Source organism: Caldisphaera lagunensis DSM 15908, assembly GCF_000317795.1.
GTDB classification, from domain to species: domain Archaea; phylum Thermoproteota; class Thermoprotei_A; order Sulfolobales; family Acidilobaceae; genus Caldisphaera; species Caldisphaera lagunensis.
Genome location: NC_019791.1, coordinates 838,683 through 861,395 on the forward strand (window position 1 = coordinate 838,683; position 22,713 = coordinate 861,395).

A 22,713-nucleotide genomic window follows, 5' to 3' on the forward strand; every position below is an offset into this window, starting at 1 on the left:
TTTAAAAGTCTCTATATATAGAGATTTTTATAATTAGGAAATCTATAATAATTAATGGTTTAGATTTCCTTTTTTATCTTAGTTTTATATTTAATTAAGTTTCAAAAAATTTAGTGGTGAAGTCTCTTTAATTTATGATTCTTGTACCAACATCTTCACCTATTAATGCATTAAACAATTTTTTCCCAGATAATATTCTTATATTTGATGATTTTGAATTAAATGCCTTATTAATTTTACTTATAATACCTCCTGTAACATCAAATTGTGCCCTATTGATTATAGTTATTTTATAATTCTTGTTTACTTCTTTTATTAGATTTCCTTTTTCGTCTAATATTCCTTCCACATCTGTTGCAAAAAATAAACAATCAGAATTTATTATATTTGATATCTCTACTGATAAATCATCACCACTAATTATTTTGCCTTCATTATCAAAAATCGCATCTCCATAAGTAACCGGGATTAAACCATTATTCAAATCTCTTATAATTGGCATATAATTGCAATTTTTCGCATTATTTGTATTGCAGATTGTGTGAGCAGGATGTAACGATGCTGGTATACCCGAATTAACAAGTAATTTTATTACTGCCAAGGCCAATGTTAACATAGACTCTTGTATTTCAGAAGTTGCTACCTTATCAATAATTGATTTGTTTTTCTTAATCCTCTCGACCTCATAATGTCCGAAACTACCCCCACCATGAACTAATACTATCTTAGAGTCATATTTATTATGAAATCTCGCTATTTGATCTATTACATCATTTAAAGATTCCCAATTTACTGTATGCGGATTTGATTTATCAGTTATTAAGCTTCCTCCAAGTTTTATAACAACTTTATTGCAGCCCAATCTTTTCCCCAAAAAATAGGTAATGGTTATTTTGTTTTATTTTTTGCGTTAAATTCTGTTATTCATAAATTCCTCATTAATCTGATTTGCAAGAAAAGATTTCCTTAGGTATCTATAATTTCTTCATAATTTTAATTCTATTTTATATAAAATAGATATAATACCAATAATTTAGAAAACTAGTATATGGCTAGAAATAAGTTAGAAATTTTCTATACATATTTTTTCTGCAGTGTTTGGAAGTCCTGGTACATAAAAGCAATTATCTGATGTCTTTAAATCCCAAACTATTTGTGATAGAGAATCTGTTATAATCCTGAATTTATTAAAGACCTTATTAAAGTTATTTAATTCTCTTATATTAATTGAAGCTTCCAACACTGATATTCCCATTAAGTGTATTATAGCTCCATAGACATCATTTCCCAGCATTTCTTTAGTTAATCTTTGCCTTAAAGTAATTACTTTATCAAATTTTATCGGGAAGATTGTTTTAATTAGGGTTGAATTTTCTTCATCATTTCTATACACAACTGTGTTACCTGTTATAGATGAATACCTTAATGAATCTAGCACTGCTGCCCATGAAGGATCTTGTATATTGTCTGTTATCCTTGAGAGTTCAATGATTTCCTCTTCGCTTAACGTTTCATTATTATATTTTCCCAGTGCATAAAGAAGCAATGATGTTGTAACTGAATATAAACCAGAATATGTAGAATCCTTAAAATCATTCTCAAGTTTAATATTTGCACATAATCTTTCATCAAGTCCATTGTTAAGTTTAATCCAGAAATTTTTAATATATTCATTTAGTTCATTTGGAAAATTTTCTAAATAAACAAGAGGTGAATTGCATTTATTTATGTTAATATTTAATGTAACTTCTTTTATTGGAACTGCTATATATGGATTAGATGATTCAGGAATAGGGAATCCCAATAATATTGCTGAAGAGTATGATTTTAGCTTCATTTTAATCATCATATTTTATGTTAATTCTATAATTTAAAAACTAGATGGTCTTATGTTTTAAAAAATCTAGCAGATGCATAGCCAACAACCCAATCCTTTTCTCCAGTTATATCTCCTGAAGTAGCATGCTTTAAGATCTCTGCTTTTGAATTTAACTTTTTACTTAAATGAATTAATGCCCCTACAGGGCCTGGACCACACATGGTTATATTGTTTTCATCCAATACCTTAAATAAACCTTCTGTATCAAGGCTTTCAATTTTCTTTAATGCTATTTCGTCTTTCTTATATGTTATATCATAGGGCTCGTAATGATTCATATCGCTGCTTGCTATATATATTAAATCTACACCATTTTCTGTAATAATCCTATAAAGGGCATTTGCTAAGTCTAAGGAAACTTCATAATTCTGTAATTTTATGACTATAGGAACAATTTTTATGTCTTTAAATATGTATTGCAAAAATGGAATTTGAACTTCTACTGAATGCTCATATATATGTGCCTCTTCATCAAATGTAAAATATTTTGAATATGAAACTAATAGTTTAGAAATTTCGCTATCAACTTCAACCTCTCCTAAAGGGGTTTCCCAAATTCCTTCTTTCCATACTGATGCGTTTTCTCCTAATCCTGTATGATTTGGTCCAGCTATTATAAATACCTTGGGTTTCCCCTCTTTAGAAATATTGAAATAGCTATGAGCAGCTATTGGTCCACTATAAATATAACCTGCGTGTGGAACCATGTATCCTATACTTTCTTTTTTTCTTTCCCTTTCAGCATTTGGTAGCATACCAGGACCTAGTTTGTGTAAATAACTGCTTTCTATTGATTTTATCAGATCATCTTTTTTTGATGGATAAAATGAACCTGCATGTGCAGGCATCCTTTTTATTGCCAATTATATCACCATATTTATAATAATTGTTGACAAACTTTTATTATCTTTTCTATTCAATATATTCAACTTAAGAATTTATATTTTATAATAATTAACCAAAGTGATAATAAGATAGGAAATCATTTTATATATACAACTTATTATAAGTATTTGATTTAATTATATTAGCGGTGTTTTTATGAATAAGCTAAAAAATGAAAAAAGTCAGTATTTAAGGGATTCATCAAATCAACCAGTAAACTGGTATCCTTGGGGTAGAGAAGCATTTGAATTAGCGAAAAAAGAAAACAAACCGATTTTAGTTGATGTTGGAGCATCATGGTGTCATTGGTGCCATGTCATGGATGAACAGAATTATAATAATGAGGAAATCGCAAAGATCATAAATGATAATTTTATTGCAATAAAAGTTGATAGGGATGAAATGCCTAGTGTTGATAGGAAACTTCAAATAGCAATTTCATCTTTATTTGGGCAAGGTGGATGGCCTTTAACTGTTTTCATGACCCCTGATAAAAGGGTATTTTATGGTGGTACATATTTCCCTCCAGAAGACTCATTTAACATGATAGGATTTAAGAAGGTTTTATTAGAAATAATTAGATTATGGAAAGAAGAAAAGGATAAAATAATAAATAATTCATTAAGCTTAGTATTTGGAAATCAGAATAATATAGAAGAAGGAAAATTAAATTCTGGTTTTATTGATCAAATAAATAATTACATTTACACATCATACGATTTAAATTATGGTGGAATTGATTCTGATATTAAGTTTCCTCATCCAACTGTTGATATCTACATGTTATCACAATATTATAGAAAGAGAAATAATGATGGAAAGAAATATTTAGATGCAGTAACATTGACGTTAAAGCAAATGTTTTATGGTGGTATATTCGATCAAGTTTCAGGAGGATTTCATAGGTATTCAACTGATAGATACTGGAAGGTACCACATTTTGAAAAACTGTCTATAGACAATGCAGAAATTTTAATTGATTATTATAATGCATATATCTTAACTAAAGATGATGAAATTTATGATGCTTTAATGATGATAACAAATTTTATATTAAATGAATTGAAAATTGATGATGGATTTGCAAACAGTATTGATGCAGATTCTGAAGGTATTGAAGGAAAATACTATACATATAGCGAAGAGGAGTTTAAAGATGCTTTAGATGATCTTTTCGATATTTCAGTAAAAATATTTGATTTTTATAATTTACCTGAAATTGAAGGTAGAAAGGTCTTATCAAGAAAAATGGGAATTGATGAATTATCTCATTTATTAAATTCTAGGGAAAAAGCGTGGAATATATTAAATGAGATAAGAAAACGTTTAAAGAACTATAAAACATCTTGGAAAAAACCATTAAGAGATGAAAATTTATACACTTATCAAAATGCAAGAGTTGCTGAAGCTTTGTTGATAACAAGCCCAATAACGAATAAAGGGATTGATGAATCTTTATCTGTTATTAAAAAGCTTAGGAAATCAGGTAGGAGAATTAATGATGATAATGAAAAAATAATTGATGATATTTCATCATCTCTATCAGCATGTTTAACAGCATATGAGGTTGTTGGAGATCAATCTTATCTTTATGATGCTCTATCTTTATTTAATGAACTGATGGAGTATAAAAGCGATGTTGGGTTTAAGGAAAAGAGAGGGAAGAAAAGTAATGATGAGGAAAACATGATATACTTTTCAGATTCACCAAATGAATCACCAAATTCAATAGCAATAAAGGCTTGGCTAAAACTATATCAATCTGGTAGAGCAGAAATTGACGAAAAAATGATTAAGACATTACCATCTATTATAGAAAGGGAACCAGTATTTCATGCAGGCCTTTCATTAAGTATTGAATCATTAATAAATGGAATTGCTCACATCGTTATTATAGATGAAAAAGATGGTAGAGCTGAAAAGCTCCATAAGGCTTCATTGCTCACCTACTATCCTTTAAAATTTGTTGAAGTTATAAGTGATGATAGAAGGGATGAGTTACCCTCATATATAAAACAAATGATAAATTATGGTAATCGTTCAAGGATTTATGTATGTAAAGGAAAGACTTGTAGCATGCCAATATATAATGAAAATGATTTAAAAAATATTTTGTAATTTTTTAGATTATATTACGATAATAGTGATAAAGAATGAATTAGTATTTTGATGATCATACAATTATTAACAACATGAATAACAACAAAATAGCAATAAACAAAATACCCAATTGGTTTCCAAGTTATAATTTGAGGGATTACGTTAACGGGTTGTAGGCATTTAATGAGTAGATTATTAAAGTTTAAGAATAAATCCAACATAGTAAAAATTACCTAATTGTTTTATATACACTTAGATATTCAGTAACTCTATTGTTTTAAGCATATCAGATAAGGACCTAAATAATCTCTCAATCTCAAATGCAGTATTATAGCAGATGTTTTTTATTTCTATAATAATTTTAAAAAACTTTTATTATCTTTTCTATTCATGATTTTTAACTTAAAAATTTATATTCTATCTTAAATTTATCCTTAATTTTTTCCAAAATGGGAATCAATAATGAAATATAGAAAATTAAAAAGTATAAACAAAGAAGTATCGGAGATTGGTATTGGACTTTGGAGCCTAGTCTCTTATGAATGGGGCGGAGTTGTTAATAATGAGGAAATTTTAACATATGCTTATGAAAAAGGCATAAACTTTTTTGATACTGCCGATATATATGGTAAAGGAGAAGGAGAAAGATTATTAGGTAATGTTTTTAAAAATAATCGAGAAGAAATAGTTATCTTAACTAAGATTGGTTATGATCTAAAAACAAATAGAAGGAGGTTTGATCTAAATTATTTAAAAGATGCTATTGATAATTCATTGAATAGATTAAATACATCTTATATTGATATATTAATGCTTCATAATCCAACAATGGAAATAATAAAAAACAATGAAATTTTTGAATTTATGAATGATTTGAAAGAGGAAGGAAAAATATTATCATATGGTATTTCTTTAGGTCCAACTTTAGGCTGGGAAGAAGAGGGATATAAATCAATAGAAATGGGGTATCATAGTTTAGAACATATTTATAACATTATCGAGAGATATCCTGGAGAAAAGTTTCTTAGATTTAATAATATTGATCACTTTATTAGAGTACCTCATGCTAGCGATGTTCTAAATGATATGAAATGGCCTCTTAAATTTGATAGTAAATTACATAGAAAATTCAAGGATATGAAATGGATTGAAGAAGCCTTAAAGGGTGCAGAAATATTGCAAAAAAAGATTAACAGGTTTAAGTTGCATGAAATAGCAATATTGTATGTTTTGTCAAACAAAAACGTTTCATCAGTTTTACCTAATATAACTTCTAAGGATGAGATCGATATTTATTCAAGAATAATAGATAATAATATGGAGTTAAATGAAAATGAGTTACAGACTATAGATGATGTATATAATACCTATTTTAAAAAATTAAATGAGGAAAGTATTGATGAAACAAAAATGTATAAATAGAATTTTTATTTAACTCTATTATGATAGTAATAGAATATAGCCAAATCATAAATAATTTTTATGAATCCTCCGGAAAATAATGGAAATGTAAAGAGGCTATATCCTAATGCTATTCCATCAATTGGGGATCCTGCTAATGATGCTAGGCTTCTAAATGTATTTGATATTGCATTAAAAGAAACCCTATATTCTTTTTTAAATATTTCTACTATGAATGCTTGTCTTGTTGGTACATCCATCTGGGAAGTACTCTGCCTTAAAAGCAAAAATAGCACGCTTAACCAAAAAGATGGGAAAACTGGTATCATTATCAAGAAAAAGTTGGAAATCAAATGAGTTATTACCATCGTTCTTAAATTACCTAATTTTTCAGCTATTAATGGAGCCAATAATATAGACATAGCAGTAATTATGTTTACTGCCATAAATAATGGACCCAATATTTTAAGCGAAACATTATATCTTAAATTAAACCAATAAGCAATAATTGATTGTAGGATAAAGCCTCCACCTAAGGCATCTAATGAAAACAATGTAGTTATAAGATATAGATCTTTTTTTGCATTTTTATCAAATTTTTTTATTGGTATTCTTAATGAGGGTTCTTCTTTGAAGTTAAGCATAGAATAATTAATAAGCATAACAAGTCCTCCTATTCCATATATTAAGTAAAATATCTTAAATGAAAACAATGATTCTCCAAGATAAGAAGGAATGGATGAGGTTAATGATCCTAAAGAAGATAACGCGTATCCTAAGAAATTATAAATTCCATATGCTCTATTTATGAAATTCTTATTAACTAATTCAGGTAGAATTCCAGTTTCTATTGATTGGAACGGACCTGTTTCAGTTCCTGATGTACTAATATTTCCTAAAAATAAGGCTATAAAAATTATGTAAAGTTGAGTAGAAAAAAATATCATAAATCCTGCTATGGAAAAAAGCAGACTTATTATCATTAAATAAGTTTTTATGTTTATTTTATTTCTAAACCAGGTTAATATGAGGTTAGTAACTACATTACCCAATACTATTATAAATATTGATATACCTATTAAAAATGGCGTTAGTCCTAGATATTTTAAATATATAGGCGTTATAATTGCTATTATTCCTGATAAGAATACCCTTAATGATTTACTTATCAAAATTCTTGCAAATCCTGAATTCATATAAACCACAATTAAAATCCTTACAAAGAATAATAAATATTTTAACTTTATGGGAGTTTCTTCCTAATGGGGGAAAGTCAGTTTATTTCCAAAAGAGCAAAGGTAGTTTAATTCAACATAAGGTAATACTTAAATTTATTATACATTTATATAAATAGGAAATTTCTTAAATAAATTTTGATATTTATTAAAGCTTAAAAGTCTGAAAAAATATAGATCATTTGGTGAGTAAAAATGACCATAAAAGTTTGGATAGAACCAAGGGAAAATTGCATAGCAGATATGGTTTGCGTTAGTCTATGCCCTGATGTATTTCAGATGAATGAAATCGATGGAAAGGCAGAAATAGTGAATAAATGGAGACCTGATCCAGATAAAAAGGAACAAGGAACAAGGAGCGAGGGAACAGTTCCTGATGAATTGCAAGATTGTGTAGATGCAGCATCTCAGAGTTGCCCAACTCAAATAATACACTATAGCAAAGACGGCCAACAGATGCATTAAAAATTAACTATTTTGCAATGGAATTTTTTGCTGCTGAGATAATTTTTCTTGGCTAGATATTCCTTGTAATTGTTTACTTGGTCTAATTAAGGAAACTATCATTGCCACTATTAGTAATCCAAATGATATGTGATATGCAAATGATTGTGCTGATAAATAAATATTAGCTGTTGATACGTCTAATTTTGAATTGATTGTACCAACAAACAATTGATATACTATATAAGATGGCAATCTGGCAGCGACTGCAGATAAAGCAACTGCGAAGCTTAATATCATACCTGTGTTTCTAAATGTAGATAAAACTCCTGAGGCTGCGCCATACTTGCCTTTAGGTGCTCCAGACATTACTGCACTTGTATTTGATGGCCAGAATAGTCCTCCTCCTATACCAAAAATTGCTTCTGTTAAAGCTATATACCAAAGAGGTGTAGAGGAATTCATAAAGCTAAGCATTAATATAGCAATAGCTTGGAAACCAAGTCCTATCGTGCTTATTAATCTTGATCCGTATTTATCGCTAAGTCTACCTCCAAAAGGTCCTATTATAGCATTAACTAATGCCATAGGTATTATCAAATAAGATGCTGTCAAAACATTTAAACCATATATACCTTCTAGATAGAAGAGAAGCAAGAAGTTAACAGCAAATAATGCAAGGCTTTGTATTGTTGCGGTAAAAGTTGAAGCACTAAACATTCTATTTCCAAAGAAAAGCTTTAAATCAATTATTGGATCTTTGGCAAATCTCGTTTCCCAAACTAAAAAGAATATAAATGGAAATGGTGACAATATAAACGAAATAATTGTTGATATATCATGCCATCCATATAAAAGCCCATTTGTTACCCCTAATTGTATTAAAAGGATTCCTAATGTAAAAGCTATCGCAGCAGGTACATCAAAGGATTCTTTAATGTTGTTTGCCTTCGTTTCTTTTAATGTCTTCCAAGCCCAAAGAGTGCCAAATATACCTATTGGTACATTTATTAAAAATATCCATCTCCAAGTAGTAAAGGTAATTATAAACCCTCCTAAAACAATACCTAAAATATTCCCCGTAGCCCATACTATTGAGTTAACTCCAAATGCCTTGCCTCTCTCATTAGGTGGAAAAGCTATAGATATTATTGCCAATGAATTTGCTATCATCATAGCTGAACCAATACCTTCAATAGCTCTAAATATAACTAATTGAATTCCATTCATAGACAATGCAGCAAATAAAGATCCTATAGTAAAGACAACAAATCCTAAGTTATATATTCTTTTTCTTCCATACATATCTCCCATTCTGCCTAAGCTTAAAACTAAGCTAGTGCTTGCGAGCAAATAACCAATAACTATCCATACTATTGTTACGTAATCTGCATGAAGATCTTCTGTTATAGGCACTAATGCCAAAAGAACAACAGTGCTATCTATTGCTGACATAAATGACCCAACACTCGTAACAGAGAGCGCCTTCCATTTATATTCCATAGTATCCCCCTTGATAGTTGTTAATTCTTTAGGCTATATATCTTTTTTGTATATAAAATAAATTTATTGAAATTATTAAAAATTATTATTAAAAATTTTTTATTTATAGTTAAATATTAACTATTGATTGGAGTATATTTTCATATTTTTCTTTATTGCAATAATATGTATTATTTTCATATTGAGACATCTCTCTTATTAATTTCTCTTTTGTAGTATCATCAATTATAAATTCTGCATATGAAAACACTACTGTATTCTCTTCTTGTATATGAGAATCTAATATAGATGTTAAATCATTTAAAATATTTTTAGTATCATTAAAATTTCTTTTATTTATGTTTAACTCTAATTGAGATTCCAAGTTTTCAATAATCCTATGCTCATCTATCATTTTGTTAGCCAATGAAGCCTCATCACCACCTTTATTTATTAAATAAGGAAATATGAATATTTCTTCCTTTTTGTGATGGCAATTACCTACAAACTCTTTTAATATTTTCAAAAGGCTATTTAATTTGTTTAGATCTTCATTATTAATATCATAATTTTTTATGAAAGAGTTTACTCTTGAAATAAAATCATGTTCATCTTGAAGTTCGATGGTTACTGCAATCACTATTCTCTCCTCTTGATATTTATATTGTGAAAGGTATTAACCATTTATTTGTAAAAAAGAAATGATTTTAAAGGGGTAGCATTCAATTAAAACATGAGGGCCCGTAGTCTAGTTTGGTTAGGACGCCGCCCTGACGCGGCGGAGGTCGCCGGTTCAAGTCCGGCCGGGCCCACCTTTCAGTTTTATTATTTTAAAAATTTTTTAAAATATTAAAAAGCATTATGATGAAAATCTTGTTTTAATGCTCTATCATTTCCTTTTGATATTTCATTTATTATCATTTCAATTTCATAATGATTTATATTAAATGTTTTCAAGATAGTTTTAAATATTAGTCTAACAGAGTCTTCCGATAATATTTTTAATGATTCGTTGTAAGCTAAATAAGGATTAGAAATAAGGATTTCTACATAGTTTTTACCATATTTAGAATAAAAATGTGAATCTAATACCATTCTCAATCCTATACATAGTCTATTTATTTCATTATATATCATATTTACTATATCTTCAGAACTTTTAATATTTTGATTTCTTGTGATAGATAAAAAATAGTTTATGGGAGATCCCTTTTTATCATTACCATATTGATTATAGATTTTGAAAGGCAATTTCGGTATAATGTTTATGAATACTATTTTTATCACCGGAATCTTAATAATCTTCATTGGTTTTATTCTTATACCTTAGGTATACTTTTTTTACATAAAAGGTGTTGGATTATGCAATAATACACAAAAATTTGCAATAAAAATTATAAATATAAAACTTTAATAACTTGCTTGTTACTACTGATAAGGGTAATAATTATAGGGTGTTTGCTTTGATCTCAAATAAAATAATTGGAAAAGTTAATAGAAAATTGTTTGAAGATACAATATATCCTAACTTAGGGGTAAAAAGTTCCGATGTAAAGGTTGGTCCGCAATTTGGAGTTGATTTCGGAGTATTAAGGGTTGGAGATAAAGATTTGATAATTGAGGTAGATCCAGTTTATATAGTTCCGGAATATGGTTGGAAGAAAAGTTCATGGTTCGCAGTTCATATATTAGCAAGTGATGTAGCTGTTTCAGGCATACCTCCAAAATATTTGTTTATTGATCTAAACCTACCTATGAAGATGACAGATGATGAATTTAAGGAAATGTGGCTAAACATTCATAATGAATGTTTAAAATTAGGGATTTCAATAGTTGCAGGACATACAGGAAGGTATGAAGGAATTGATTATCCAATGATAGGTGGTGCCACTTTAATAGGGATAACAGATAAAGATAATTATGTTTCCCCTGCTATGGCAGAACCTGGAGACTTAATTTTAATGACAAAAGGGCCAGCAATAGAGACTGCAGGAATTTTAGCTTCTTTATTTCCTCAAGTATTAGAAAAGGACTATGGGAAGGAATTTGCATTAAATGCCCAAAACATATTTTGGCTTCAATCAGTTGTTGACGATGCTTTAACATTATCTAAGCTTGGATTAAGGAAGGGGGTAAAGGCTATGCATGATGCAACAGAATATGGAGTTTGGGGAGCATTAAATGATATTGCAGAGGCAAGCAATATAAGAATTGATGTTTATAAGGATAAATTATTTATAAGAGAGGATGTTTCAAAGGTTTTAGATTCATTTTCTAGATTTACTAATCTAAAAATCGATCCATACGCATCAATAAGTGAAGGCACATTAATTGCTGCTATTAGCAAAGATATGAAAGATGAGGCAATCAATTTATTAAAAGAAAGAGGTATTGAAGCACAAATAATAGGTGAAGCAAAAGAAGGGAGGGGGGTATATTTAATTGATGGTAATGAAAAAGAAATAAAACAGCCAGAAAAAGATGATTTTTGGCCAATATTCTATAAGACGTTAGAATTAGTTAAGGGTGGAAAATATGAATAAGTACAAACAAATTCCAGTTGCTTTAACTATAGCAGGAAGTGATAGTGGTGGAGGAGCTGGAATAGCAGCAGATCTTAAAACATTCGCTTCTTTAGGTGTTCATGGTACTGTTGCTATAACAAGTGTTACAGCACAAAATACATATGAAGTTACTGGAATTTACGATGTAACTCCAGATATGGTTAGAAAACAGATAGAAGCTGTGTATAATGATTTTGGAATAGATGCAGCAAAAACAGGAATGTTAAGCAATGCTCTAATAGTTGAAGAAGTTGCAAACACTCTAAAATCATATGATTTTCCTTTGGTAATAGATCCTGTTATGGTTTCAAAGAGTTGTGCTCCTTTGCTTAGGGAAGATGCAGTAAATATATTAATAAAAAAATTAATACCAAGAGCTACAGTAATTACCCCTAATATACCAGAAGCAGAAAAAATCACTAATATGAAAATACTTAATTTAGATGATGCAAGAAAGGCTGCAAAAATAATTGTAGAAGAATTCGGAGCAAAGGCTGCAATAGTAAAAGGAGGTCATATGAAGGGGGAGGAATCAATAGATGTTTTGTATTATAATGGAGAATTTAGAGAATTTGTAGGAAAGAGAATAAATACAAAGAGTGATCATGGAACAGGTTGCTCGTTTTCTGCATCAATAACAGCTAATTTGGCTAAAGGTTATGGAATAGTTGAATCAATAAAGATTGCTAAAGAATTAATAAGCAACGCTATATTTTATGGATTACCATTAGGTAAAGGCCATGGTCCAGTAAATCCAATATCATATATGGAAATACCTTATCATAAATATATGGTATATATTGAAATGAAAAACGCATTGAAATTATTGGATGAAAAACAAGAGCTCATTGCAAAACTAATTCCAGAAATATCAACAAATTTAGCTATGGCTTTACCAAGGTTTTATGCTAGAAGTATAGATGACGTTATTGCAGTTCCTGGAAGAATCAGAAAATTTAAAGATAAATTAATATTTGCAAAAGAACCTGAATTTGGGGCTAGTGATCATGTTGCCAGGGCTTTACTAAAGTTTATGGATTATTTCCCAGAATATAGATCTGCAGCAAATATTGCTTATAATGATGATATTAAAAGAATAATTGAAAAATTAAACTTTTCATATTCATATTATGATAGAAAATATGAACCGAAAGATGTGAAAGAGAAGGAAGGAGGATCAATGCAATGGGGAATAGAATTTGCTATTAAAAACATGAGTATTAAAAACATGAGTAATCCATTAGATATAATAATAGATTATGGTGATTTTGGAAAGGAACCTGGAGCAATTATATTTGGAAAAACTGCAAATGAAGTTGTTGGAAAAATGATAAAGATTGCCGAATTATTATGACTACTTTTTCTTCTTTCCAGTTCTTCTTGCAGCTATATGGCCAACTTTTCTACCAGGTGGGGTATTTCTAGCAACTGTTGTGGGTCTGCCTTCATGTTGATGCGAACCACCACCAAATGGATGAGATGCAACATTCATTGCAACCCCTCTTACTGTTGGGAATTTAGTTGCCTTTGCCTTTGATTTATAATAAGAAGCGCTAGCCTTTAACAATGGTTTTTCGATTCTCCCTGCACCAGCAGGAATGCCTATGGTTGCTCTGCAATTTCCATCTAATTCCTTTTCAACTTTACTTGGAAGTCTTATTCTAACTTTATCCCCACTTTTTCCTAAAACCAACGCATAGCTTCCAGCTTGTCTTGCTAATTTTCCTCCATCTCCTGGCCTTAGTTCAACATTAAAAACATATGTTCCTTCAGGTATTTTGTTTAATGGTAATATGTTTCCAAAATTGGGTTCAGCATTTTCTCCTATCTGGATTTCTTGACCAACATATGCTCCTTCTGCCGCAGGAACAAAGAATTCCTTTCCAGATTCAGTTATAACATAAGCTAATGGCACATATCTACCTGGATCATGGACTAAATCCTTTATTATACCCTTCTCTGTTTTACCATCATTGGGCAAGTATTTTCCAGGGCTAACATGTATAAATCCTGGATTTCTGAACTGCGAACCTCCTCTGCCAGCCCTTTGCTGCCTTAAACTTTTTCCCATTTTTCGCACCTATTTTTTAGCTATTTTCTCCTTTTTTAAGCAATTTGTTAAAGTCTATAACCTTTACGGTTTTTTCACGATTATTCTCTATTTTAAGAATCATGTGACCAACAGGTAGTTCTTTTAATATGTCAGCATTTTCAATTCCAATTTGCTGTGATATATCAACGTAATAGTTCGTAAAACCTCCAAATATAACTTTAACTCCCGTATTATCTATTATATTCTTGCCTACATCGCTTGGTATTTGAGTTGCGTAAATCGTATAAAGTCCCTTACTTCTACCCTCCCTCATAGCAAATTCTAAATGAAAGTATGAATTGTTAACAATTCTCCACGTTTCATCAATAATCAATACCAATGGTGTGGAAAAACCTTCTTCACTTGCCTGTAAGGCAAGAGATGATATTAACAAGGAGGCATATACATTCCTTGTTTCGTTAGGCATCTTAGATAAATTGTATACCATTAATCCCTTCTTTTCCATATGGCCTTCACATAAATTAATTTTACCCCCTTCACCAGTTTTCATAGAGCTTTCAATTAATTTATTTGCTAAGCCATTCATCCTAGGAATTTTAACGCAATCATTTATGCCCGGTTCTATATAAAAATCAGCGTTTTTTCTTAATAGAGAGGATAGATCTCCTTTAGGATCTATGACAATTATAGATTGAGGATTTTTCGTAATGGATGAAATTAGTGAAAGTTGCATAGCAATTCCTGCTAATAAAACTGTTTTTCCTCTTCCAGTTGGACCAAAGATACCTATATGATGTTTAAAATGGTCAGGCCATGATAATAAAACTGTTTTTCCATGTTCATCATATTCTTCTCCAATAACAATCCCTTCGTATTCCCCTATATCATCAGCAGAAGTTATAGCAAAAGATGTGGATTCATCAATAGTATCCATTGGATTAGTAATAGATAAAATCTCTTCTATATTTGAAATCCTCCTTGTTTTTATTTGGGCCTCAGCTTCAACTAGACTCCTAAAAGATTCTGCATATAATTCTGAATCCCTGTCATCTTTATCAATCCAAACTATAAATCCAAAACTACCTATGTATGGCACTCCTATTCTTGCAACTTCTTTATATAAATCCTCCAAAAATCTTAATCTCTCCCTATATTTTGTTTGATTTGTTGTAGAAAAACTTAAGTCAGCCTTTTTCATTTCTTCATCAATAAGTTTTAATAATGAGCTTTTATTAACGTTATACATATTTGAAATAAATGAGACGCTTAGCCTTGATGATCTGGCAATTCTTATTAATCTCTTAGGTAAATCTTCACCTCCTCTGGGAAGGTTATCTGATATATATGCAATACCAGCATACTTTTTCCCATTGATTTCATATTCAATAACCTCGCCCTTCTTTTTTGGTTTTATTTTTAAAGGTAATGCAAGATCAGTTCCAGATCTCATATTTTTTAATATTAAAAATATTGAAACAAATGCTATAATACCTATTATAAAATCAAAAATTTGAAAGGGGGTAAGCATTATATCACTCTTGGTATAATACCTCTCCTGCCTCCTAGCAACCTTGCTAAACCATACGTTATTGATATAAGCAAGGAAAAGTACATCAAAGGAACGGTAATATAATAAAGAAGCAAATATTCTAAAATTGATGGGGTTAATATATTTTCTAGTCCTAAATAATTATTTGCATAATCTATATATTTAACGTTTATTTGAGAAACATTGCAATTATTTATGGTAAATATTAAATAAGAATTGCTTTGATTGTTTGGCACAAATTTATAATAATATCCCTTCAAATTATAAAAATTCCATTCTCCAAAATATTCTACGAAATTTATATGGGTTAAGTTTGAAACACAACCATTTAATGCTCTTATTTCTACATATCCCCCATTACCATAAATGTATACCTTATTACCTAAAATATATGAGCTATAATTCCCATTAACCTCAAATGCTAATGTATAGTTTTCATTTTCATATAAAATGTTGTTTGTATATAAATTAAAACCCTGATTGTTAAAAGTTAAATTATATGGATAAAATGGGTATGGATATAGTTTAAACGCTACTCCATCTATTACAGAGAAAATATAAGATGGAACTTCGCTGGGTAATGGTATCTCATCTCCATAATATGGGCTAACTATTTCACCATTATTATCTGTTTTATATAATGCTATCTGTTGATATGAATTGTTATATGTATAAACATAAATTAATGAATTTTTAATAGCATTACCTCTATATGTTGCTTTAGCATTAACAAACGTTAATCCTAAACTCATTGCTTGTCCATTTAAATTTACACCGGCTGATTCTGCAATATTTGTTGTAAAAACGGGTAAAAGCTGTAATCCAATGCTAAAAACTAATATAAATGATATGAACCAAGCTCCAGCATCTCTTGCAATTCTAAAAGGTATTGAATATAAAACGATTCCAAACATTAGTAAGGTTTGGCCTAAAGAATTTACTATAAAATATATCCCCCAAAGACCCGCTAAGAAAATTATTTCTGCAGTTAAAGCGTCATTAATTGGTGAAACTAATGATCTTATCTGGGAGGCCAAAGGAATTTTGCTTGATACTGCAAGTATTTCCAATAAGAAGGCTTTTATTGTTATACTCAAAGAGATCGCATTTGAATACCATAAGTTAAAGTATCCCCATGATCCTCCTAATGAATTTGCTAAGTTATTTATATAGTTATAAATAAAATATATTGATATTATAATTATAAACGATAAAATTGAATCTTTTATAAGTGAAGAACCCCATTTTTTAAGGCCTTTAATAGGTATTGGTAAAGCTATTATTAAGACACCTATATAAAAAGTTAGAAGAGATAAATTTATTGCTAATAAATAATAAAAATAATCCATTTTTATCAACCTGTTATTAAATTAACGACGTAAACAATGAAACTAAACAAAGAAGATCCAATTGCAAGCCAAAAAGCTGCCCATATAGAATCCTCTATTAAACTTGAACCTAATCTCTTTAATTTGTTTATTGGTATTGGAGACCCCCTAATGGTCCATCCAACACTCCATGTTAATAAGAAAAGTGCCCAAGCTAATGCGGTAATTCTTTCCGTAATTTGTTGGACAAATGTGATAATATCCATAGTATCACCATTGACTATAAGCATATAAAAAACTCTCCCTGAATCAAAACTAAAAGATAAAATTTAATAAGATTTAAAAAATTAAATTATTGTGGTGAACAGTTTGGTTTATGAAAGAGATTTTATAGGTTATGGAGAAAATCATTTAGATTTTAAATGGCCAGGTAATAAGAGGTTAGCAGTAAACCTTGTTTTCAATTATGAATGCGGATCTGAGCATTCATATAATGTAGATGGCATAGTAGAATCAGTTGGAGAGTTTCCTCCAATAGATATAAAAGAGAGAGATGTTGGGTTGGAAAGCGTTTATGAATATGGAACCAGGGTTGCTATTTGGAGGATTTTGAAAGTATTAAATGATTATAATGTTAAGGCTTCCTTCTTTGCGGTTGCTCACACATTGGAATTAAATCCTATAGCTGCAAAGGCAATTGTTAATCAAGGTCATGAAATAGTAGATCATGGATTAAGATGGTTCGAAAATTATAGGCTAAGTTATGATGAAGAAAAAAGACAAATAGAGAAATCTGTAGAAATAATAGAAAAAATTACCGGATATAAACCAAAAGGATTTTACGCAAGGGAACCTAGCGTGAATACGATAGATATTGTTAAAGATCTTGGTTTTATGTATGATTCTGATGCATATAATGATGATTTGCCATATTATTATAAAGGGTTTCTAATAATACCCTATACTCCTGATGTTAACGATTTTCACTTCTTATATCCAATGAATAGGTTTAGTACAGCTGAAGAATTTTTCTCATATGCAAAAGACGCATTTGATCAACTTTATGAAGAATCTAAATATGAGCCTAAAATGATGAGCATTGGTATGCATGTTAGGATAATAGGCAGACCTGGTAGGATTAAAGCTTTAAAAGATTTCTTAAATTATATAAAATCCTTTGATGTTTGGATAGCTAAAAGGGAAGAAATTGCTGAATTTTGGCTAAATAATTTTAAATTAAATAAATAAAAATTGAAAAGAGAAACTTTTTATTTTTAGATAATATCATGCGATAAATTTAATTAAAATTATTTGTAGAGCTTTATTTGCATAAATTATGCTAACAATTCCTTCTGTTATCCTTGCTATGGTAGATCAAAGTTAAAAAGTAAAGGTAAAAGAGTAAGATCATTGTATAATTTAGCATAGTTTTTAAGTTTTTGTTATCCATTTTTTTACAGGAATTTGAAGTTTCTCTATTTCAATCTGAAAAGATTTAGAAATTTCATTATAATTTTAACAAAAATAAAAGCTAAGAAGGGATAGTATTAAAGGTATAAACAAGTAATCCATTAATAAATATTGATTAAAAATGCCTTTATTAATTAGGCAGGTAAATATATTGGATTACTAAGAGTCGAAACTCTCTTTTCTTTTTCTAGAATATTTCTTATAAACTTAGGTACATTAAACATATGGGCATGTGATTCGTTATCATAGTATCTATTTTTACCTTCAGCCATTTTATTGATCATGTTATCTACATCTAAGTTTTTAACATTTTCAACATTAATGTCATTTGATGCTATTACAAAACCCCAAATTCCTTCAAAACTCCTTATGTAAGAATAATAAGAAGTGGCATATTTAAACACACTCTTAATTGTATTAAATATTACTGCATGTACTGTTGGTGTTAAAACTGGACTGGTTGATTGGGTAACAAAAATTCCATTCTTTTCCAACTTATTTACTATTTTGTTATAAAATTCTCTTGTGTAAAGTCTAACTGCCGGCCCTGCTTCTTCTGGGTCAACTAAATCTGAGATTATTACATCAAATTTTTCATCAGTATTATCTATATAATGTTCTGCATCGTCTATAATGACCTTCACTTTGCTATTATAAAATGAATATTGATGCCATTCAGGCAAATACTTTTTACAAACCTCAACCACTTGATCATCTATATCTACCATAATTACTTTTTCAACTGACTTAAATCTCAATGCCTCTCTTGCTGTTGCCCCTTCTCCACCACCTAAAATTAATACCTTTTTTGGATTACCATTTAATATCATTGCTGGATGGACTAATGATTCGTGATAGACAAATTCATCATACAAGGAAGATTGAATTTTTCCGTCTATAACTAAGGCCTTACCTAAATCAACATAATCTACTATTATCCATTTCTGAAATTTTGACTGACCAAATGCATAAACTTTGTTAACAGCATGCATATGAGCAGTTCCTGGGGTACTCCATTCAATAATCCAATGCCATGGATAATTTGTTGACATACCTCTCACTCAATTAAGATAACTAGGTTTAGAAATAAAAGTTTTCTGAGATTCAATTAAAGTAAGTAGAAAGCCTTGCTGGTCGGGATTAATGCCCACTTATGCCTTCAATTATGGAAACAAATGTATAGACACATTAAGATATATGGTAGTAGAGGAGCAATTTGAAACAGAATTGAGCTAACCGGAAGGTTAGTCGTATCGATGGGGGGATCCCTTGGAGGGTCAGTCTATAAGAACTGCATTAACTATACCGTCTTGACCTGGTCTTGATGTTACCCTTGCTTTTCCATCACTTGTTTGTATAATTGCTCCTTTTGTTATTATATTTCTTTTTGCATATTCTCTATTTGATGGAGTTGACAGAACATTTAATATCTTAGTTACCTTTGCTTTTCCATTTTTGTCAGTAACTATTGCCTTGGAAACTTTCCTTAGAGATACTTTAGCATTACCTCCCATAACTCTTTTTATTACTTTCTCATCGTTTTCTTGTAAAACGACTGGAACAAAAATCTCTCCCATAGCATATCTTCTTTTCCTCTTATGAATTAAATGCCTCAATCCACCACTAGGTTTTTTTATGTCTCTATATTGGTAAACTCCCATTCTTTACCACCGAAAGCCTCGCGATTCATTGGTAAGAATATAAGCTTATAAACTTTAATTTTTGTTGATGTTTGTATTATAATGATTGCATTTTAAATTAAGTCTCCATTTATATTTTTATTAATTATTTACATTCTCTATAAAATAGGTTATATAATAAATAATCAACTTTATCTTTATCAAAATATTTCATTAAGATTCTTTTAGCATTTTCTTTCGCTTCATCCAAGCTCAATTCCATAGAATTTCTACCTATTATCCATAAAAGGCTATCTAAATGAATTTGAGGTATGTTGCTTAATTGAGAAACCTTATCCCATGCTTCTATAGCAATTTTAGGTTTTTTGAGTATCTCTTTATATGAGTTGCTTTCAATAATTCCGCTTGTATATGAAATGCATGATATTCTGACATCTATTGGCATAGGTATAACGATATTCAATGGTCTTAGTTCTCCTCTATTTTTTATAGCATAATAAGACATTTTTATTGAAAATGTTATTGTTTTCTTCCATTCTTTACTATTTAAGGATTTTGCAATTTCTTCCAATATTTTATTGGGTTTTTCTAATACAACTTCTGGTCTTTCTAAAATTTCTAACAATATATCTCTAGATCCTTTAACTACTTTTTCAATCCTCTTTATCTTTGCAGCTCTTCCAATAATTGATCCTTTGCAATCATTAATGAAATTTATTACGTTATTTATCGACTCTTCAAAATTTTTTGGTATATCTTTAGCAGACAAATATTCAGAAAAACATTTCCACCAATCTTCACCTTTCATTGTTAATTTATAACTTATTAGGGAAACAAGTAAGGAATAAATTGTTGCATAATTTTTTCCCACTTTTTCTTTAAGCTTTTGAATATAATCAAATTGAGGGTCTAATTTTTCTTCTAAAATTAAGACATTGTCTAACCCGAAGTTTTTTATTGAATCTGAAACTTTAATTAACCTCTCATTATTTATATTCAATTTTACCACAACCATCCAAAATTATTTACTTTTTTGTTATTATAATAAACCCCATAACCTTCATCTATTTTCCCTACAACGAAGCACCTTATGTTTAAATTTGAGCATTCTTCTAAAAAATAGTCTAAATTTTCTTCACTAACAGTAGCAGCAAAATTATAGTCTTCCCAGCTATATAATGCTTCCTCTTCGTGAATATAGTTATTAAGTAATGGATCTATTTCTATTGAATCAAGTAAAATTTTAACTCTACTTGATTCTGATATATTGTATAAGGTTGACATCCATCCATCGCTATTGTCCGAAGAAGATGTTGCATATTTATATATAGGAATATAAGCATTTATTTGAAAATCTGGTGTTATTGTTTTATTTAATATATTTTTATCGATTTCATTAATATTTATTTTATTTTCTAATAACTTTTGGGCTAATGAACCATAACCTAAATAACCTATTTGTATTAGGTAATCTCCTTTTTTTGCTCCACTTCTTTTTACATATTTTTTATTTTCCATTTTCCCTATAAAAACTACATCTATCCACGAATCATTTATTGATTTATTGCTATCTCCTTTTAAAACAATGCTTTTTAAATATTCTGATGCTTTACCAATACCTAATGATACTGATTTTAAAACATTTTCATCAGTTGCTCCTACACTATAAGATAATGCGATTGGTTTTCCTCCAGATACAATAACATCGCTTGCAGACGCCAAAGCTGCTTTAAACGACCAATCTTCATATGTCATCCATGGTAATTTGCTTCTCGACGATGCATATCCATCTATGTTAATTAAAAAATCTTCTAAAGGACATGCATCATAATCTTTGCACCATTCGTTTTTGCTATTTTTCATGACTTCATTAATTAGTTTTTGCCAATCTTCCAGTTTTTATCCCCTGTTAAAAGAAAATGTTTTTAAATTTAAAAAATCAATATTCAATAAAATATATTAGCAAGGATTAATAACGTAAAAGCGTAGGGGAATAAAAACGAAAAATCTGCCAATTCATATAGGAATTATACCTGATGGGAACAGAAGGTGGGCGAAAAGAAATGGAATGGATTATTTTACTGCATACAAGAATGGGTTTGATAATTTAAAAAGGATATTAGACAATATAATTGATTATGGAATTTATAACGCATCTGTTTATGTTTTAAGTTATGAAAATTGCATAAAAAGGAGTAAAGAAGAATTAAATTTTCTTTTCGAGTTATCTAAAGAAGGTTTTTCATATATTAGACAAAATAAGAAATTAAATGAAAATGATATTGCTGTTAAGGTAATTGGGGATACAAGTATAACACCTGAATTTGTTCAAAATGAAATTCAAAAAACTGAAGAAGAAACAAAGAATAGAAAAAATGGATTTTTAAATTTAGCGTATTGTTATTCTGGAGAATGGGAAATTAATTTGCTAAAGAAAGGAGAAACAAATTTGCCATCTTTAAACATGAAACCAATCGATTTAGTAATTAGAACTGGAGGAGTTAGGAGAATAAGTGGTTTCTTTCCATTATTAGTAAGTTATGCAGAATTATATTTTACAAATATGTTATGGCCTGATTTTAATGAAAATGAATTAAAAAAGGCATTAAAATGGTTTTCTTTACAACAAAGAAACTTTGGGAAATAATGGGAAAATCTCATATCAAGACAATGGATTTAATTA

Annotated in this window: 22 protein-coding genes and 1 tRNA gene; 8 read left to right on the forward strand and 15 right to left on the reverse strand. The window is 29.4% G+C overall.

The annotated features are described in order from the left end of the window. Positions 1 to 127 precede the first annotated feature (127 nt). From CALAG_RS04115 to amrB, 3 genes are all read right to left on the reverse strand, one after another. Positions 128 to 862 (reverse strand): isopentenyl phosphate kinase, encoded by a 735-nt coding sequence (locus CALAG_RS04115; RefSeq protein WP_015232484.1) that lies wholly within the window; start codon positions 860 to 862, stop codon positions 128 to 130. A 201-nt stretch (positions 863 to 1,063) separates the two neighbouring features. Beyond that, positions 1,064 to 1,837, reverse strand: a complete 774-nt coding sequence (locus tag CALAG_RS04120; RefSeq protein WP_015232485.1) for a hypothetical protein — start codon at positions 1,835 to 1,837, stop codon at positions 1,064 to 1,066. 50 nt (positions 1,838 to 1,887) lie between these two features. Further along, the gene (gene amrB, locus CALAG_RS04125) at positions 1,888 to 2,736 is read right to left on the reverse strand and encodes an AmmeMemoRadiSam system protein B (RefSeq protein WP_048816884.1); all 849 of its coding nucleotides are present in this window, start codon (positions 2,734 to 2,736) and stop codon (positions 1,888 to 1,890) included. A 184-nt stretch (positions 2,737 to 2,920) separates the two neighbouring features. Here amrB and CALAG_RS04130 point away from each other — a divergent pair, with 184 nt between their 5' ends. Both CALAG_RS04130 and CALAG_RS04135 read left to right on the forward strand, forming a co-directional pair. Beyond that, entirely contained in the window at positions 2,921 to 4,882 is a 1,962-nt protein-coding gene (locus CALAG_RS04130; protein ID WP_015232487.1) for a thioredoxin domain-containing protein, read from the forward strand. A 444-nt stretch (positions 4,883 to 5,326) separates the two neighbouring features. Beyond that, the gene (locus CALAG_RS04135; protein ID WP_015232488.1) at positions 5,327 to 6,286 is read left to right on the forward strand and encodes an aldo/keto reductase; all 960 of its coding nucleotides are present in this window, start codon (positions 5,327 to 5,329) and stop codon (positions 6,284 to 6,286) included. A 5-nt stretch (positions 6,287 to 6,291) separates the two neighbouring features. Here the strand turns inward: CALAG_RS04135 and CALAG_RS04140 are convergent, their stop codons facing one another. Continuing rightward, positions 6,292 to 7,461: an MFS transporter gene (locus tag CALAG_RS04140; RefSeq protein WP_048816736.1), complete on the reverse strand. Its 1,170-nt coding sequence runs from the start codon at positions 7,459 to 7,461 to the stop codon at positions 6,292 to 6,294. A gap of 234 nt (positions 7,462 to 7,695) precedes the next feature. Between CALAG_RS04140 and CALAG_RS04145 the strand changes: the two genes are divergently transcribed. Next, a complete protein-coding gene (locus CALAG_RS04145; protein ID WP_015232490.1) occupies positions 7,696 to 7,965 on the forward strand; it encodes a ferredoxin in 270 nt (89 codons plus the stop codon). Between the two features lie 3 nt (positions 7,966 to 7,968). Here CALAG_RS04145 and CALAG_RS04150 read toward each other — a convergent pair whose 3' ends face one another. Together CALAG_RS04150 and CALAG_RS04155 are read right to left on the reverse strand one after the other, a co-directional pair. Further along, positions 7,969 to 9,447, reverse strand: coding sequence for an MFS transporter (locus tag CALAG_RS04150; RefSeq protein ID WP_015232491.1), 1,479 nt, complete (start codon positions 9,445 to 9,447; stop codon positions 7,969 to 7,971). A gap of 109 nt (positions 9,448 to 9,556) precedes the next feature. After that, entirely contained in the window at positions 9,557 to 10,066 is a 510-nt protein-coding gene (locus tag CALAG_RS04155) for a hemerythrin domain-containing protein (protein WP_015232492.1), read from the reverse strand. A gap of 97 nt (positions 10,067 to 10,163) precedes the next feature. Between CALAG_RS04155 and CALAG_RS04160 the strand changes: the two genes are divergently transcribed. Next, positions 10,164 to 10,238, forward strand: a tRNA-Val gene (locus CALAG_RS04160). A 37-nt stretch (positions 10,239 to 10,275) separates the two neighbouring features. On the opposite strand, the gene CALAG_RS04165 is transcribed toward CALAG_RS04160, so the two are convergent. After that, positions 10,276 to 10,677: a hypothetical protein gene (locus CALAG_RS04165; protein ID WP_048816737.1), complete on the reverse strand. Its 402-nt coding sequence runs from the start codon at positions 10,675 to 10,677 to the stop codon at positions 10,276 to 10,278. A 203-nt stretch (positions 10,678 to 10,880) separates the two neighbouring features. Between CALAG_RS04165 and CALAG_RS04170 the strand changes: the two genes are divergently transcribed. Together CALAG_RS04170 and CALAG_RS04175 are read left to right on the forward strand one after the other, a co-directional pair. Further along, positions 10,881 to 11,969 (forward strand): AIR synthase family protein, encoded by a 1,089-nt coding sequence (locus CALAG_RS04170; RefSeq protein ID WP_216476006.1) that lies wholly within the window; start codon positions 10,881 to 10,883, stop codon positions 11,967 to 11,969. Continuing rightward, the gene (locus tag CALAG_RS04175) at positions 11,962 to 13,344 is read left to right on the forward strand and encodes a bifunctional hydroxymethylpyrimidine kinase/phosphomethylpyrimidine kinase (RefSeq protein WP_015232495.1); all 1,383 of its coding nucleotides are present in this window, start codon (positions 11,962 to 11,964) and stop codon (positions 13,342 to 13,344) included. Before CALAG_RS04170 ends, CALAG_RS04175 begins: the two co-directional genes overlap by 8 nt. Here the strand turns inward: CALAG_RS04175 and CALAG_RS04180 are convergent, their stop codons facing one another. Genes CALAG_RS04180 through cedA1 form a run of 4 tightly spaced genes read right to left on the reverse strand, consistent with a single transcriptional unit; the run spans position 13,345 to position 17,186 of the window. Next, entirely contained in the window at positions 13,345 to 14,061 is a 717-nt protein-coding gene (locus CALAG_RS04180; protein WP_015232496.1) for a 50S ribosomal protein L2, read from the reverse strand. Positions 14,062 to 14,077: 16 nt separating this feature from the next. Next, entirely contained in the window at positions 14,078 to 15,571 is a 1,494-nt protein-coding gene (locus tag CALAG_RS04185) for a helicase HerA domain-containing protein (protein WP_015232497.1), read from the reverse strand. Next, positions 15,571 to 16,941 (reverse strand): hypothetical protein, encoded by a 1,371-nt coding sequence (locus tag CALAG_RS04190; protein ID WP_015232498.1) that lies wholly within the window; start codon positions 16,939 to 16,941, stop codon positions 15,571 to 15,573. The genes CALAG_RS04185 and CALAG_RS04190 overlap by 1 nt, the downstream gene beginning before the upstream one ends. A 5-nt stretch (positions 16,942 to 16,946) precedes the next feature. Further along, a complete protein-coding gene (gene cedA1 / locus CALAG_RS04195; RefSeq protein ID WP_048816738.1) occupies positions 16,947 to 17,186 on the reverse strand; it encodes a DNA import protein CedA1 in 240 nt (79 codons plus the stop codon). A 103-nt stretch (positions 17,187 to 17,289) separates the two neighbouring features. On the opposite strand from cedA1, the gene CALAG_RS04200 reads away from it, so the two are divergent. Further along, positions 17,290 to 18,168: a polysaccharide deacetylase family protein gene (locus CALAG_RS04200; RefSeq protein WP_048816739.1), complete on the forward strand. Its 879-nt coding sequence runs from the start codon at positions 17,290 to 17,292 to the stop codon at positions 18,166 to 18,168. Between the two features lie 356 nt (positions 18,169 to 18,524). On the opposite strand, the gene speE is transcribed toward CALAG_RS04200, so the two are convergent. The 4 genes from speE to CALAG_RS04220 form a co-directional block, all read right to left on the reverse strand. After that, on the reverse strand, positions 18,525 to 19,442 hold the full coding sequence (gene speE / locus CALAG_RS04205) for a polyamine aminopropyltransferase (RefSeq protein ID WP_015232501.1): 918 nt from the start codon (positions 19,440 to 19,442) through the stop codon (positions 18,525 to 18,527). Between the two features lie 225 nt (positions 19,443 to 19,667). Then, positions 19,668 to 20,051: a 30S ribosomal protein S8e gene (locus tag CALAG_RS04210; protein ID WP_015232502.1), complete on the reverse strand. Its 384-nt coding sequence runs from the start codon at positions 20,049 to 20,051 to the stop codon at positions 19,668 to 19,670. A 124-nt stretch (positions 20,052 to 20,175) separates the two neighbouring features. Then, a complete protein-coding gene (locus CALAG_RS04215) occupies positions 20,176 to 21,030 on the reverse strand; it encodes an N-glycosylase/DNA lyase (RefSeq protein ID WP_048816740.1) in 855 nt (284 codons plus the stop codon). A gap of 2 nt (positions 21,031 to 21,032) precedes the next feature. After that, the gene (locus tag CALAG_RS04220; RefSeq protein ID WP_015232504.1) at positions 21,033 to 21,893 is read right to left on the reverse strand and encodes a thiamine-phosphate kinase; all 861 of its coding nucleotides are present in this window, start codon (positions 21,891 to 21,893) and stop codon (positions 21,033 to 21,035) included. 166 nt (positions 21,894 to 22,059) lie between these two features. Between CALAG_RS04220 and uppS the strand changes: the two genes are divergently transcribed. Further along, positions 22,060 to 22,677: a polyprenyl diphosphate synthase gene (uppS, locus tag CALAG_RS04225; protein ID WP_281086586.1), complete on the forward strand. Its 618-nt coding sequence runs from the start codon at positions 22,060 to 22,062 to the stop codon at positions 22,675 to 22,677. Positions 22,678 to 22,713 lie beyond the last annotated feature (36 nt).

Bases quoted from the DNA above. Each gene is read 5' to 3' on its own strand.
- CALAG_RS04185 (WP_015232497.1), bottom strand. From the start codon at position 15,571: ATGCTTACCCCCTTTCAAATTTTTGATTTTATAATAGGTATTATAGCA.
- CALAG_RS04140 (WP_048816736.1), bottom strand. From the start codon at position 7,461: ATGAATTCAGGATTTGCAAGAATTTTGATAAGTAAATCATTAAGGGTA.
- CALAG_RS04130 (WP_015232487.1), top strand. From the start codon at position 2,921: ATGAATAAGCTAAAAAATGAAAAAAGTCAGTATTTAAGGGATTCATCA.
- CALAG_RS04190 (WP_015232498.1), bottom strand. From the start codon at position 16,941: ATGGATTATTTTTATTATTTATTAGCAATAAATTTATCTCTTCTAACT.
- CALAG_RS04175 (WP_015232495.1), top strand. From the start codon at position 11,962: ATGAATAAGTACAAACAAATTCCAGTTGCTTTAACTATAGCAGGAAGT.
- CALAG_RS04150 (WP_015232491.1), bottom strand. From the start codon at position 9,447: ATGGAATATAAATGGAAGGCGCTCTCTGTTACGAGTGTTGGGTCATTT.
- speE (WP_015232501.1), bottom strand. From the start codon at position 19,442: ATGTCAACAAATTATCCATGGCATTGGATTATTGAATGGAGTACCCCA.
- CALAG_RS04180 (WP_015232496.1), bottom strand. From the start codon at position 14,061: ATGGGAAAAAGTTTAAGGCAGCAAAGGGCTGGCAGAGGAGGTTCGCAG.
- CALAG_RS04145 (WP_015232490.1), top strand. From the start codon at position 7,696: ATGACCATAAAAGTTTGGATAGAACCAAGGGAAAATTGCATAGCAGAT.
- CALAG_RS04220 (WP_015232504.1), bottom strand. From the start codon at position 21,893: ATGAAAAATAGCAAAAACGAATGGTGCAAAGATTATGATGCATGTCCT.
- CALAG_RS04210 (WP_015232502.1), bottom strand. From the start codon at position 20,051: ATGGGAGTTTACCAATATAGAGACATAAAAAAACCTAGTGGTGGATTG.
- CALAG_RS04120 (WP_015232485.1), bottom strand. From the start codon at position 1,837: ATGAAGCTAAAATCATACTCTTCAGCAATATTATTGGGATTCCCTATT.
- cedA1 (WP_048816738.1), bottom strand. From the start codon at position 17,186: ATGGATATTATCACATTTGTCCAACAAATTACGGAAAGAATTACCGCA.
- CALAG_RS04135 (WP_015232488.1), top strand. From the start codon at position 5,327: ATGAAATATAGAAAATTAAAAAGTATAAACAAAGAAGTATCGGAGATT.